This is a genomic window from Azospirillum oryzae, assembly GCF_008364795.1.
Classification (GTDB): Bacteria; Pseudomonadota; Alphaproteobacteria; order Azospirillales; family Azospirillaceae; genus Azospirillum; species Azospirillum oryzae.
On the sequence record NZ_VTTM01000002.1, the window covers coordinates 673,254 to 686,111 of the forward strand.

Consider the following 12,858-nt stretch of genomic DNA (forward strand, 5'->3'; position numbering starts at 1 on the left):
CGGTCCCCCCTCAGCGCAGCTTCAGCGTGGACAGGCCGACCAGCGCCAGGATCGAGGCGATGATCCAGAAGCGGATCACCACCGTCGGTTCGGCCCAGCCTTTTTTCTCGAAGTGATGGTGCAGCGGGGCCATGCGGAACACCCGCTTGCCGGTCAGCTTGAAGGAGGCGACCTGCACGATCACCGACACCGTTTCCAGCACGAACAGGCCGCCGATGATGGCGAGCACGATCTCGTGCTTGGTCACCACGCTGACCGCACCCAGCGCACCGCCCAGCGACAGCGACCCGGTGTCGCCCATGAAGACCATCGCCGGCGGGGCGTTGTACCAGAGGAAGCCGATGCCGGCGCCGATCAGCGCGCCGCAGAAGATCGTCAGCTCGCCGGACCCCGGCACATGATGGATCTGCAGGTAGTTGGCGAAGATCGCGTTGCCGGAGAGGTAGGAGATCAGGGCGAAGCAGCCGGCCGCGATCATCGTCGGCACGATCGCCAGCCCGTCCAAGCCGTCCGTCAGGTTCACCGAGTTCGATGCGCCGACCATGATGAAGGCGCCGAAGGGCACGAAGAACCAGGACAGCTGGATCAGGAAATCCTTGACGAAGGGAACCGCGACGCCGCCCGACAGCGGCGGGGCCGACACCCACATGATGAGCGCCGAGGCGACCAGCCCGATGGCGATCTCCCAACCCAGGCGAAAACGGCCGGACAGGCCCTTGGTGTTGCGCTTGGTCAGCTTCAGATAATCGTCGCCGAAGCCGATCAGGCCGTAGCCGATGGTCACCAGCAGGACGATCCAGATATAGGCGTTGGTCAGGTCGGCCCACAGCAGGGTGCTGACCGTCATCGCGATCAGGATCATCAGGCCGCCCATGGTGGGCGTGCCCTTCTTCTTGAAATGGGTCTCCGGGCCGTCGGCGCGGATGGGCTGGCCTTCGCCCTGCTTGCGCTTCAGCCAGGCGATCAGGCGCGGAAAGAAGACGAAGCTTATGACCAGCGACGTCAGCACGGCGCCGCCGGTCCGGAAGGTCAGGTACCGGAACAGGTTGAACGGCGTGAAGACGTCGGCCAGACCGAAGAGGAGGTTGTAGAGCATTTGGGTCCGTCAGCCTCGCGGCGCCTGCGCGGACTGCGCCGCCGCCAGTGGCTGGTTGGTGGTTCGGGAGGCGGCTTTGTCCTCGCTTTCGCGTCCGCTGTCGAGTGCCGCGAGCGCATCGACGATCAGACCTGTACGACTGCCCAAGGACCCCTTGACCATGATAACGTCGCCGCCTTTTACGGTCCCGGTCACGATGGGGGCCAACTCCACGCTGGTCTCCGTCCAGGCGCCGCGCATCGTCGCCGGCAGGCGGTCGAACAGCGCCTTCATGTGCGGGCCGCAGGCATAGACGGTGTCCACCTGCGCGGCGCGCAGCGGCTCGGCCAGCGCGATGTGCAGCGCGTCGGCGCGGTCGCCCAGTTCGCGCATGTCGCCCAGCACGGCGATGCGCCGGCCGCCGGCGCCGGGGTCGATCTTGCCCAGCACCTCCAGCGTCGCCGTCATCGCGGCCGGACTGGCGTTGTAGCTCTCGTCGATCAGGGTGAAGGCGCCCTGCGGCAGCTGGATGCGCTTGCGGGTGCCGCGGCCCTTGACCGGCTGCAGGCTGGACAGGGAACGGGCGGCGGCGGCAACGTCGGCGCCCAGCGCCTTCACCGCCAGCAGCACCGCCAGGCTGTTCATCACCCAGTGCTTGCCCGGCAGCGACAGGCAATATTGCAGCCGCTCGCCGCGGATGACCGCGGTCACTGCGCTGCAGGTGGCATGCAGCGAGCAGTCGACCAGCCGGGCGTCGGCCTCCTCATGGGCGCCGAAGCTCCAGATGTCGGTCAGGCCGTGGCGGCGCGCGGCGGCGGCCAGCCGGGCATATTGCCCGTTGTCGCGGTTCAGCACGGCGACGCCGTCCGCGTCCAGTCCTTCGAAGATCTCGGCCTTGGCGTCGGCGATGGCCTCGACGCCGGAGAAGAATTCCAGATGCGCCGCCTCGACCGTGGTGATGATGGCGACATGCGGCTTGACCTGCCGGGACAGGGGGCCGAGTTCGCCGGCGTGGTTCATGCCCAGCTCGAACACGCCATAGGCGCAGTCTGCGGGCAGGCGGGCGAGCGACAGCGGCACGCCCCAATGGTTGTTCAGGCTGCCTTCGGTGGCGTAGGTCGACCCTTGCGCCGACAGGACGTGGCGCAGGGTCTCCTTGGTGCCGGTCTTGCCGACCGAGCCGGTGACGCCGACGAAGCGCGCGCCGCAGCGCGCCCGCGCGACCTTGCCCAGCGCCGCCATCGCCTCCAGCGTGTCGACCGGAACGATCAGCAGCGGCGCGTCCGCCGGCAAGCCGTCGGGCAGATGATCGACCAGAGCCGCGGCGGCCCCGGCGGCGAGTGCGGCGCCGACGAAGGCGTGCCCGTCGAAATTCGGTCCGCGGATGGCGACGAACAGGTCGCCCGGTGCCACCTTGCGGCTGTCGATGGTGACGCCGGTGGCGGTCCAGGCGGACGGGCCGGCCAGACGCCCGCCGGTGGCGGCCGCCGCGTCCTCCGCAGTCCAGAGGACCGTCTTGTCCGTCATCTCCCCGCTCATGCTCCAATCTCCGCTACGGCTTTCCGGGCCTCGTCCGCATCGTCGAACGGACGCACCTCGGTGCCGATCGTTTGTCCCTGTTCATGGCCCTTGCCGGCGATGACCAGCACGTCGCCGGGTTGAAGCTGCCGCACCGCGGTGCGAATCGCCTCGGCCCGGTCGCCGATCTCCTCCAGCCGGCCGGCCAGTTCGCCGGTGGCGCCGGCCAGCACCTGGCTCCGCACGAAGGCGGGATCCTCGGTGCGCGGGTTGTCGTCGGTGACGATGGCGCGGTCGGCCAGTCTGGCCGCCAGCGCCCCCATCACCGGCCGCTTGCTGCGGTCGCGGTCGCCGCCGCAGCCGAACACCGTCACCAGATGGCGCGCGGCATGCGGCTTCAGCGCCCGCAGCACCGTTTCCAGCGCGTCGGGCGTATGGGCGTAATCGACGTAGACCGTCGCCCCGTTGGGGTGGGTGGCGACATGCTGCAGCCGGCCCGGCACACCTTCCAGCGAGGGAAGGGCGGCGAGCGCCCGCTCGGCGTCGCCGCCGGAGCCGATGACCAGACCCAGCGCGCAGAGCACGTTCCAGGCCTGGAAGCGACCCGCCAGCGGCAGGTCCACCGTCACGTCGCGGCCGAGCACGGACAGGGCGAGGCGCTGGCCATGGGCCAGCGGCTCCACCCCGGTCACCCGAAGCTCGACGCCGGCCAGACCATAGGACAGGACGCGGTGACCACGGTGGTTACAAATGGTGGCAAAATGTTGAAATTCCGGAGAGTCGGCGTTCAGCACCGCGACGGCGCCCGGCGGCAGGACCCGGTCGAACAGCATCGCCTTGGCGTCGCGATACGCCTCCATCGTGCCGTGATAGTCCAGATGATCCAGCGTCAGGTTGGTGAAACCGGCGGCCTTGATCGCCACGCCGTCCAGCCGGAACTGCTCCAGCCCGTGGCTCGACGCCTCCATCGCCAGATGGTCGATGCCGGCATCCTTGGCGGCGGCGAGGTCGCGGTGCAGCGACACCGGGTCCGGCGTCGTCATCCCGCCATAACCGTGCAGGCCGGGGCCGAGCAGACCCAGCGTGCCCAGGCTGCCGGCGGGCAGGCCGAGCCGGGTCCAGATCTGGGCGGCGAACTGGACGGTGGAGGTCTTGCCGTTGGTGCCGGTCACCGCCACCACCGTCTCCGGCTGGCGCCCGCCATGGAAGGCGGCGGCCATGCGCGCGAAGGCGAGGCGTGGTTGCGGGTCGGTCAGCAGGACGGCGGCGGAGGCGGCGGGCAGTTCGGTGCCCTCGGGCGCCAGCACGGCGACGGCGCCCTTGGCGATCGCATCAGCGATGAAGGCGCGCCCGTCGGCCTTCACGCCGGGCAGGGCGGCAAAGACAAAGCCGGGCCTGACCGCGCGACTGTCGGCGGTCAGCCCGGCGATGTCGGGATCGGCGGCGCCGACGGTGGCGTCAGCGCGGTTTGGTCTGAGTTGGGAAAGACGCAACGGTGCTTCCCTTCGACGGGGGTGGGGCGGTGACGGAGGGCATGGTCTGCTGCCAGTTGGTGGAACCGGCGGCGTTCAGGAAGGTGGAGTTGAGGATTTCCGGCGCGTTCTCGTCCACCATCGGCACGTTCAGCAGCGGGCCGATCTGCTTGACGATGCGGCCCACCGCCGGGGCGGCGACCCAGCCGCCGGTGGCGTAGCCGTAGGTCTTGGCCGTGGCCTTGGGCTCGTCCACCAGCACATAGACGATGTAGCGCGGATCGTTCATCGGGAAGGCGCCCAGGAACGACGACATGCGCGAGTTCTTCTGGTAATGCCGCCCCTTCTGCTTGTCGGCGGTGCCGGTTTTTCCACCGACGACATAGCCCTTGACTTCCGCCGACTTGCCGGTGCCTTCGGTGACCACGAAGCGGAACATGCGCCGCATCATGTCGGAGGTAGAGCGCGACACCACCTGATCGGTCGGGATCTCGTCGCCCGCCTTGCGCTTCAGCAGCGTCGGCTTGTGGAAGAGGCCGCCGTTGATGACGGACGCCGCGGCGGCCACCGTGTGCATCGGGCTGACCGAGATGCCATGGCCGAAGGAGATGGTGTAGCTGTTGACCTCGCGCCACGGATTCGGCACCAGCGGCCAGCCGCTTTCCGGCAACTCCAGACCGGTGGGCTTGGTGAATCCCATCTTGGTCATGAAGGCCTTCTGCGCCGCCACGCCTACCTGCTGCACCATCCGCACGGAACCGAGGTTGGAGGAGTGCTGGAACACTTCCGCTACCGTCAGGGCGCGGTGCAGGTTGTGGTAGTCGTTGATGGTGAAGCGGCCGATCTTGATCGGGTGGGCCGCGTCGAACATGTCCGACACCCGGATCTTGCCGCTGTCGAAGGCCAACGCGGAGTTGAAGATCTTGAAGGTCGATCCCATCTCGTAGACGCCGAGGGTCGCCCGGTTGAACAGCGTGTCGGGGTTCAGGCCGGTCGGGTCCTGCGGGTCGAAATCGGGCAGCGAAACCATCGCCAGCACTTCGCCGTTGCGCACGTCGAAGACGATGCCGGCGGCGCCGATGGCGCTGAACTCCTGCACCGTGGCGGCCAGCTCCTTCTTCAGGACATGCTGCAGCCGCAGGTCGATGGAGAGCTGCAGCGGCGTTCCCGGATCCTCGGTCAGCCGCTTGTTGAAGCCCTGCTCCATGCCGGCAAGGCCGTTGTTGTCGATGCCGGTGAAGCCGACGACATGGGAGGTCAGCGGGCCGGCGGGGTAGAAGCGGCGCTCCTCCCGTTCGAAGGCGATGCCGGGAATGCCGAGCCGATGGACGGCGGCCTGCTGCTTCGGCGTCAGGTTGCGCTTCAGCCAGACGAACCGGCGGTCGCCGACCAGCTTGCCCAGGACATCCTTGTAATCAAGCTCCGGCAGGACGCTGACCAGCTTCTGCGCCGCCTCTTCCGGGCGAGACACCAGCTTGGGGTCGGCATAGAGCGACTGGGTGACCAGCGAGGTCGCCAGCAGGTTGCCGTTGCGGTCGAGGATGTCGGCACGGTTGGTGGTGGTGTTGTCCACCTCCAGCGCCACATGCTGGCGCGGCTCGCCGCCGCCCGCGAACATGGTGGCCATCGCCAGCTTGACGCTGATCGCGGTGAAGACGGTCGTGACCACGGCAGCCGTCACCATCAGGCGGTAACGGCTCTGTTCCAGCGCAACCGCCAGCGAGGTCCGCGGCTTGGCGGACTGCTGCTGGGGCGACGGGGGAAAGGGCGAGGGCGCCGGCGGCGGCACATAGGTGCTGCCGGTGCTGGCGCCGGGCTGGCCGTAGCCGGCCGGACCGCCGTGGTCGTGACCGTTCATCGATTGGCCCCCAGGCGCGCAACGAGCAGCCCGAGGCTGTCGGTCGGCTTGGGCTGGTAAGGTTGCTGGGCCGCAGGAGCGGCAGCCTTGGGCGCCGGCGCCGGTGCCGGCGGTGTTGGGCGGGCCGCCAGTTCGGTCGGGCGCGAGGTCGGCGCGTTGGGCGCCAGCTTGCCGGCGGCGCGGTCGGGCGCCTTCTCGGCCGGCGCGCGGGCGGAGCCGGGCACCAGGGCGGAGGGCTTGATCCGGGTGGCGCGCGACGGGTCGGCGAGACTGCCGGAGGAGGGCAGGGAGGCGGGCACGACGACCGGCGCGCGTTCCAGCGCCTTGTCCATCGGCAGCGGCTTCGCCAGGGCCGCACCGGCCGGCATGCTGACCGGAACGATTCCACCGGCGCCGCTGTTGTTGGGAGCGGCGGGAATGCGGGCGGCGGCGACCTGCGGGGCGCCGGTGCCGGGCGCGCGCACCATCGGCGGCAGCGGGGCGGGATTGGTCTGGGCAGGCGGCTGGACGGCGTCGCCCGGACGCATGGGAATCATGTCCATCGCCATGTACTGACGCGGTTCGCTGGGCTGCAGCGCCAGATAGGCCTGCGCCATCTGTTCCAGCTTGGTGGGGTCGTTCAGGTAGCTCCACTCGGCCTTCAGGATCTGGATGGACTCCTGTTCCTGAATGATCTTGCGGTTCAGCCCGGCGAGCTTCTCCTCAAGATCCTGGACGTCGTAGCTGGTCTGGAACAGCACGCCACCGGCGGCCGCGATCAGGCCGCCCCAGAACAGCCAGGTCTTGCCTTTCATGCTGCCTCCTTGCCGGGCGCCGGGAACGCGGGCGCCTCGGTACGTTCAGCCGCGCGCAGCCGGGCGGACCGGGCGCGGGGGTTGTTGCGGGCTTCGGCCTCGCTCGGGTCCACGGGTTTCCGGGAGAGCAGGCGGAAGGATGGGTGATGCGCCGCGACCGCGGTCACGGGCGTATGGCGGGACGGGGAGGGCGGCGGCGACGACCGTTCCCGCAGGAACGCCTTGACCTCGCGGTCCTCCAGCGAATGGAAGGAAACGACGGCCAGACGCCCGCCGGGCGCCAGCAGCGACTCGGCGGCGGACAGGCCGCGCCGCAACTCGCCCAATTCGTCGTTCACATGGATGCGCAGCGCCTGGAAGGTCCGGGTGGCCGGGTCGATCCCGTCGCCCTTCCCCTTCGGCACCACCGAGCGGATGATGTCTGCCAGCCGACCCGTGCGCTCGATCGGCGCATCGCGGCGGGCGGCGACGATGGCGCGGGCGACGCGGCGCGCCATCCGTTCCTCGCCCAGGTGGTAGATGATGTCGGCCAGTTCCGCCTCGTCGGCGCTGTTGACCACGTCGGTGGCGGTCGGCCCATCCCGCCCCATCCGCATGTCGAGCGGGCCGTCGAAGCGGAAGGAGAACCCGCGCTCCGGCTCGTCGATCTGGGGAGAGGAGACGCCGACGTCGAGCGCCACGCCGTCGACCTTGTCGACGCCATGGTCCGCCAGCAGCCTGTCCATATCGCCGAAGCGGCCCTCGATCACCTCGAGCCGGCCGGGGAATTCCTGTGCCAGGACGCGACCGCGCTCGATCGCCGCGGGGTCGCGGTCGATGCCGATCACGCGGCAGGAAGCCGACCGCAGCAGGGCGCGGCTGTAGCCGCCGGCGCCGAAGGTGCCGTCGACATAGAGACCGCCGTCGCGCGGGGACAGCGCGGCGATCACCTCGTCCAGCAGGACGGGAATGTGGATGCGGGTGTCGGTCATCATGCGCCCTCCCCGCTCCGGCTGGCGGCGCCGCGGGAGGCCTTGGCGACGATCTGGCTGAGGGAGATGTCCTTGCGCACGACCTGCTCGCGAAGCGCGGCCTCATGGGCCTTCAGCGCGTCGGGTTCCCAGATCTGGAAGGTCTTGCGGCGGCCGATGAAGGCGGCCTCCTCGGTGATGCCGGCGAACTCCGCCAGCTCCTTGGGCAGGACGATGCGGCCTTCGGCGTCGGAGGAGACGGGGATCAGCTTTCCGAAGATGAAGGTCTCGATCATGTCGCGCTCGTCGGCATCGAGGTCAGGGGATTCGAGGCTCTCGGAGAGGACGTCGAGATAGTCCTGGTCGGCGCCTTCCAGCGCCTGGTGGTTCAGCGAAGGCCAGAGGTAAACGGTGCTGGGAGCCGACGTCTTGGCAAGCGACTGCCTGAACTGTGCCGGGATGGACACACGCCCTTTCCTGTCAACTTTGTTGACGTATGTGGACAGGAAAACGGCCATAGGCCCGGTGGTCCCCCCTGCTATCCCCCATGCGCGGTCGGGTGCCCCGCGCTAGCCCCGCTTGGCCCATTCAGCCCCCGCCCCCCGGTGTTAACCAAAATGGGTAGGAGCCCCCCTTAAATGGGCATTCTTGGGATAGCATGGGACGGCATGGGCGTCAACGGCCCCCCGAGTATTCAGACGGGGGTGTCAAGACTTTTGGGTCAGCCTGTGGCATCCGCGCAAGTTGGTGTACGAATTTTCAGAATCTTCGCAGTATTTCGCTGGACTCCCACGATGTGGATAAAGTTATCCACACGCGTTCGTTGAACGTTCCAAAGTTTTAAGAAAATGTGATCCATCCATGGTTTGTCATGCGGCCGAATCGACCCCCTCGGACGGCATAGAACCTTGGGTGGGATAGCCGGGTCCGGCATGGGACGGCATGGGAATTCGCCCCACAGTTATCCACCGGCTGTGGATTAGTCTGGGGAAAATGTGGATGGGACCGTGCACATCCTGGGGATGGCCGCGGAAAAGCGCGGAGAGCTGCGGGGGGAGCGTGGGGAGAAGGGGCGTCCGCCCTGTGGATGACGCGGACAGCTGCCCATGCCGTCGCCCATGCCGTCCCAGGCCGGACCATCCGATCGGGCGGGGCGGGGGCAAACGGGTGCCACCATGGGGCGCCATGGGATCATGCGCCCAACCGGGGACTCCGGATTGGGATGATCTGGGCAAAGGGTAGGGGGAAAGCGCCAGATGGCCTGTAAGCCGGGTTCTGTGTCCCGCCCCGAGGGGCAGGCGATGGCCATTCGTCTGGGACGCCGGTTGCCCGGACGCCTCGCGCGACCAACCCGAGCGGCGGCGCGGAAACGCGCTTGACCCACGCCCGTCCCATTGCGGGGACGGTGGTCGGGCCGCTCCTATTCGGTCTTGCTCCCGGTGGGGTTTACCGTGCCGTCCCCGTTGCCGGGTCCGCGGTGCGCTCTTACCGCACCCTTTCACCCTTACCTGCGTCGAAACGCCGGCGGTTTGCTTTCTGTGGCACTTTCCCTAGGGTCGCCCCCGCCGGCCGTTAGCCGGCACCGTGTTTCCGTGGAGCCCGGACTTTCCTCCCCCGGCCGAAACCGAAGGCGGCCATCCGGCCATCTGGCGCGGTCGTTCATATAGGGAAGCGGCCGTGGGGGCAAATCCCAAATATGGAAGCGCCTCGATCGGACCGACGGCTCATGTGAGACATCACCGTCCGGTCAGCCGCAGCAGCGCGCGCAGACGCCGCACCGTTTCGGGATCGGGGATGCCGGTGAGGCATTCGGGGTGAAAATGCCGCTGGAAGGCCAGCAGAGCCCGCGGTTCGGCCGGGTCGTACCCATAGCGTCCCAACAGGGCGGCGACCTCCGCATCGTTGAAGGGTCCGTCATCGTCCTGGGACGGCGTGGGCCAAATCCCGATTCCCTGCGCGGCGAGGCCCGGCCAGTCGAACAGCTCGCCCGGATCCTCCTTGCGGTCGGGCGCCACGTCGCTGTGGCCCAGCACGTCGCCGGCGGGGATCCCGTGGCGCTTCACGATGCCCTGGCATAGCTCGGCGACCGCCGCCATCTGCGCGGGCGGGAAGGGGCGATAGCCGAACTCGTGGCCCGGGTTGACGATCTCGACGCCGATGGAGCGGCTGTTGACGTCGCCGGTCCCGCGCCAGCCAGACCGGCCGGCATGCCAGGCACGCCGGTCTTCCGGCACATGGGCGAAGATGGTGCCGTCCTCGTCCACCGTGTAATGGGCGCTGACCTGGGCTGCCGGGTCGCACAGCCGGTCCAGCGCATCGGCGGCGGTGGGCATGCCGGTATAGTGCAGAATCAACAGCTCCACCCGCGAACCATCGGCCCGCGGGCCGTGGTTGGGGGAGGGGCGGTCGATCCGGCGGAAGGCGCTCATGTCGGATTCGTGACCGTCTGGTTGACCGCCTTCGGCCCACGCCGGACGATCACCGCGACTCCGCCGATGGTCAGCAAACCGCCGATGGCGAGGTTGATCGTCAGCGGATCACCCATCAGCAGTGCACCGCTGGCGACGCCGAAGACCGGTACAGTCAGCAGGTAGGGCATGGTCTGGTTGACGGAATAGCGCCCCAGCAGTGGATACCACAGCCCATAGGCGATGATGGTGACCGCGACGGCCATGTAGACGATCGATGCCCAGCCGACCCAGGTGGAGTTAGCGAGCGCCTCCATCTGTCCATGCTCCAGCAGCAGCGACAGGCCCAGCAGCTGCGGCATGGCGAACAGCGCCATCCAGCCGTTGACGGCGAAGCCGTTCACCGACCCGATCAGCTTCATCTGCACGCTCGCCACCGCGAAGGCGAAGCTTGCCGCCAGGATCAGCAGCAGCGAATAGAGCGATTCGCCCAGCCGCGGCTCGCCGGCGATCACGGCCACGCCGGCGAATGCGGCGGCCATGCCGATACCCCGGCGCCAGCCCAGCTTGTCCTTGAACACCAGCGCGGCCAGCAGGGAGGAGAAGGGCACCTGCGCCTGCGCCGCCAGCGACGCGGTGGCGGCGTCGATCCCCTGCAGCCCGGTGAACATCATCGGGAAATGGATGCTGCCGAGCGTCACCGACAACAGTGCGATCTTCCACAGCTTGTCGCGCGGCACGCGGAAGAAGGGGATGATCAGCACCGCCACCAGGGCGAAGCGCAGGAACATCACGAACAGCGGCGGGAATTCGGCCAGCGCCCATTTCGCCACGACGAAGTTCAGCCCCCACAGCGCCATCACCACCAGCGCCTGGAGGGTGTGGGCGAAACTCATGCCCTGCCGCCTTCCAGCTCTTCACGCATCGCTTCCAGCTCCAGCCAGCGCTCCTCCGCCGCGGCGAGCGCCGCCTGCCGGGCGTGCAGCTGCTCGCTGGTCTTCTGGAACTTGGCGGGATCGCGGGTGAACAGGTCGGGGTCGGCCAGCGCCTTTTCCAGCTTGGCGATCTCGGTGCCCAGCCCGTCCATGCGGGCCGGAAGCTCGTCCAATTCGCGCTGATCCTTGTAACTCAGCTTGCCGCGCGGCTTGGCTGCTGCGGCCGGCGCGGCGGCGGCCGGCTTCTGTTTTGCGGCAGCGGCGGGCGCCGCCTTGGCCGGGCGCTGCACCAGATAGTCGGAATAGCCGCCGGCATATTCGGTGGCGGTGCCGTCGCCCTCCAGCGCGATGGTGGCGGTCACCAGCCGGTCGAGGAAGTCGCGGTCGTGGCTGACCAGCAGCAGCGTGCCCTGATAGTCGCCCAGCACGTCCTCCAGCAGGTCCAGCGTGTCCATGTCGAGGTCGTTGGTCGGCTCGTCGAGGATCATCATGTTGCTGGGCTTGGCGAACAGCCGGGCCAGCAGCAGCCGGTTGCGCTCGCCGCCCGACAGCGCCTTCACCGGGCTGTCCAGCTGCCGGGTGTCGAACAGGAAGTCCTTGATATAGCCGGCGACATGGCGCGACACGCCGTTGACCATCACCGCGTCGCCGCCGAAGGGGCACAGCACCTTGCGGATGGTGTCCTCCGGGTCCAGCCCCTCGCGCCGCTGATCGAAATAGGCGGTGTCGAGGCTGGTGCCCAGCTTCACCGCGCCCTCGTCGGGCTCGAGCTGGCCGGTCAGCATCTTCAGCAGGGTGGATTTGCCGGCGCCGTTCGGCCCGATCAGACCCACCCGGTCGCCGCGCAGGATGCGGGTGGAGAAGTTCTTGACGATGGTCTTGCGGCCGTCGGGCGTGTCGAAGCCCTTGGAGATGCCGGTCGCCTCGATCACCAGCCGGCCGCCGCGCTCGGCCTCGGCAATGGCGAGCTTCGCCTGCTGGCCGCCCTTGATCTGCTCGGCGCGCCCGGCGCGCAGGTCCAGCAGGTTGCGGACGCGCCCCATGTTGCGGGTGCGCCGGGCGGAGATGCCCTCGCGCAGCCACTTCATCTCGCTTTCGATCTTGCGGTCCAGCTTGTGGGCCGCGGCCTCCTCCGCCTCGAACACCTCGGCCTGCCAGGTTTCGAAATCGGCAAAGCCGCGGTCGGTGGCGCGCACCGTGCCGCGGTCGAGCCACAGCGTGCGCTTGGCCAGCCGGTTCAGGAAGGCACGGTCGTGGCTGATCAGCAGCAGTCCACCGCGGAAGGACAGCAACTCCTCCTCCAGCCACTCGATGGTGGGGAGGTCGAGGTGGTTGGTCGGCTCGTCCAGCAGCATGACGTCGGGATTGCCAACCAGCGTGCGGGCCAGCGCCGTCCGGCGCGATTCGCCGCCCGACAGGGTGCGGGGGTCGCGATTGCCGTCCACCTGCAAGCGGTCGAGCACCGCATCGACGCGGTGCGCCTCGTCCTGCTCGTCGGCGGGCAGGCCCTGCACGACATAGTCGTGGACCGTGGCGCAGCCGGTGAAGTCCGGCTCCTGCGGCAGATAGGCGAGGCGGGCGCCCGGCTGCACGAAGACGGTGCCGGCGTCGGGGTGGATCATCCCGGCCAGCACCTTCATCAGTGTCGACTTGCCCGACCCGTTGCGCCCGACCAGACAGGCGCGGTCACCGCGGCCGATGGACAGGTCGATGCCGTCGAACAGCGGACGGCCGCCGAAGGTGACGGTGACGCCCTGGAGCGCCGTGATGGGTGCGGGAGGAGCCATGGACCGTTCGTACGCCGGAAAATCGAGGGGAGGGGATGGGTTATAGCGTGCCATCCCCCTC

The 12,858-nt window shown here is 68.6% G+C and carries 10 protein-coding genes and 1 other RNA gene; all 11 read right to left on the bottom strand.

Annotation, left to right across the window (positions count from 1 at the left end; translation table 11 throughout):
• Positions 1-10 precede the first annotated feature (10 nt).
• Positions 11-1,096 carry a phospho-N-acetylmuramoyl-pentapeptide-transferase gene (gene mraY / locus FZ938_RS09265; RefSeq protein WP_149198232.1) on the bottom strand — a complete coding sequence of 362 codons (1,086 nt, stop codon included), beginning with the start codon at positions 1,094-1,096 and terminating at the stop codon, positions 11-13.
• 9 nt (positions 1,097-1,105) lie between these two features.
• Positions 1,106-2,602 carry a UDP-N-acetylmuramoylalanyl-D-glutamyl-2,6-diaminopimelate--D-alanyl-D-alanine ligase gene (locus FZ938_RS09270; protein ID WP_149198613.1) on the bottom strand — a complete coding sequence of 499 codons (1,497 nt, stop codon included), beginning with the start codon at positions 2,600-2,602 and terminating at the stop codon, positions 1,106-1,108.
• Positions 2,603-2,610: 8 nt separating this feature from the next.
• Entirely contained in the window at positions 2,611-4,086 is a 1,476-nt protein-coding gene (locus FZ938_RS09275) for a UDP-N-acetylmuramoyl-L-alanyl-D-glutamate--2,6-diaminopimelate ligase (RefSeq protein WP_149198233.1), read from the bottom strand.
• The gene (locus tag FZ938_RS09280) at positions 4,052-5,923 is read right to left on the bottom strand and encodes a peptidoglycan D,D-transpeptidase FtsI family protein (protein WP_149198234.1); all 1,872 of its coding nucleotides are present in this window, start codon (positions 5,921-5,923) and stop codon (positions 4,052-4,054) included. The genes FZ938_RS09275 and FZ938_RS09280 overlap by 35 nt, the downstream gene beginning before the upstream one ends.
• Complete coding sequence (gene ftsL / locus FZ938_RS09285) at positions 5,920-6,717, bottom strand: cell division protein FtsL (RefSeq protein ID WP_149198235.1); 798 nt, start codon at positions 6,715-6,717, stop codon at positions 5,920-5,922. The genes FZ938_RS09280 and ftsL overlap by 4 nt, the downstream gene beginning before the upstream one ends.
• Positions 6,714-7,688 carry a 16S rRNA (cytosine(1402)-N(4))-methyltransferase RsmH gene (gene rsmH, locus FZ938_RS09290; RefSeq protein WP_149198614.1) on the bottom strand — a complete coding sequence of 325 codons (975 nt, stop codon included), beginning with the start codon at positions 7,686-7,688 and terminating at the stop codon, positions 6,714-6,716. The genes ftsL and rsmH overlap by 4 nt, the downstream gene beginning before the upstream one ends.
• On the bottom strand, positions 7,688-8,134 hold the full coding sequence (locus FZ938_RS09295) for a division/cell wall cluster transcriptional repressor MraZ (protein ID WP_014248340.1): 447 nt from the start codon (positions 8,132-8,134) through the stop codon (positions 7,688-7,690). The genes rsmH and FZ938_RS09295 overlap by 1 nt, the downstream gene beginning before the upstream one ends.
• A 781-nt stretch (positions 8,135-8,915) precedes the next feature.
• Positions 8,916-9,317: RNase P RNA component class A (gene rnpB, locus FZ938_RS09300), an RNA gene on the bottom strand.
• An 86-nt stretch (positions 9,318-9,403) separates the two neighbouring features.
• Positions 9,404-10,096 (bottom strand): N-acetylmuramoyl-L-alanine amidase, encoded by a 693-nt coding sequence (locus tag FZ938_RS09305; RefSeq protein WP_149198236.1) that lies wholly within the window; start codon positions 10,094-10,096, stop codon positions 9,404-9,406.
• Positions 10,093-10,971 (bottom strand): DMT family transporter, encoded by an 879-nt coding sequence (locus FZ938_RS09310; RefSeq protein ID WP_149198237.1) that lies wholly within the window; start codon positions 10,969-10,971, stop codon positions 10,093-10,095. The genes FZ938_RS09305 and FZ938_RS09310 overlap by 4 nt, the downstream gene beginning before the upstream one ends.
• Complete coding sequence (locus tag FZ938_RS09315; protein ID WP_149198238.1) at positions 10,968-12,797, bottom strand: ABC-F family ATP-binding cassette domain-containing protein; 1,830 nt, start codon at positions 12,795-12,797, stop codon at positions 10,968-10,970. Before FZ938_RS09315 ends, FZ938_RS09310 begins: the two co-directional genes overlap by 4 nt.
• Between the last annotated feature and the right edge of the window lie 61 nt (positions 12,798-12,858).

What these genes read in the sequence shown, in the direction of transcription:
- mraY (WP_149198232.1), bottom strand. Translation starts at nt 1,096, where the DNA reads ATGCTCTACAACCTCCTCTTCGGTCTGGCCGACGTCTTCACGCCGTTC.
- FZ938_RS09270 (WP_149198613.1), bottom strand. Translation starts at nt 2,602, where the DNA reads ATGACGGACAAGACGGTCCTCTGGACTGCGGAGGACGCGGCGGCCGCC.
- FZ938_RS09280 (WP_149198234.1), bottom strand. Translation starts at nt 5,923, where the DNA reads ATGAACGGTCACGACCACGGCGGTCCGGCCGGCTACGGCCAGCCCGGC.
- ftsL (WP_149198235.1), bottom strand. Translation starts at nt 6,717, where the DNA reads ATGAAAGGCAAGACCTGGCTGTTCTGGGGCGGCCTGATCGCGGCCGCC.
- rsmH (WP_149198614.1), bottom strand. Translation starts at nt 7,688, where the DNA reads ATGACCGACACCCGCATCCACATTCCCGTCCTGCTGGACGAGGTGATC.
- FZ938_RS09305 (WP_149198236.1), bottom strand. Translation starts at nt 10,096, where the DNA reads ATGAGCGCCTTCCGCCGGATCGACCGCCCCTCCCCCAACCACGGCCCG.
- FZ938_RS09310 (WP_149198237.1), bottom strand. Translation starts at nt 10,971, where the DNA reads ATGAGTTTCGCCCACACCCTCCAGGCGCTGGTGGTGATGGCGCTGTGG.
- FZ938_RS09315 (WP_149198238.1), bottom strand. Translation starts at nt 12,797, where the DNA reads ATGGCTCCTCCCGCACCCATCACGGCGCTCCAGGGCGTCACCGTCACC.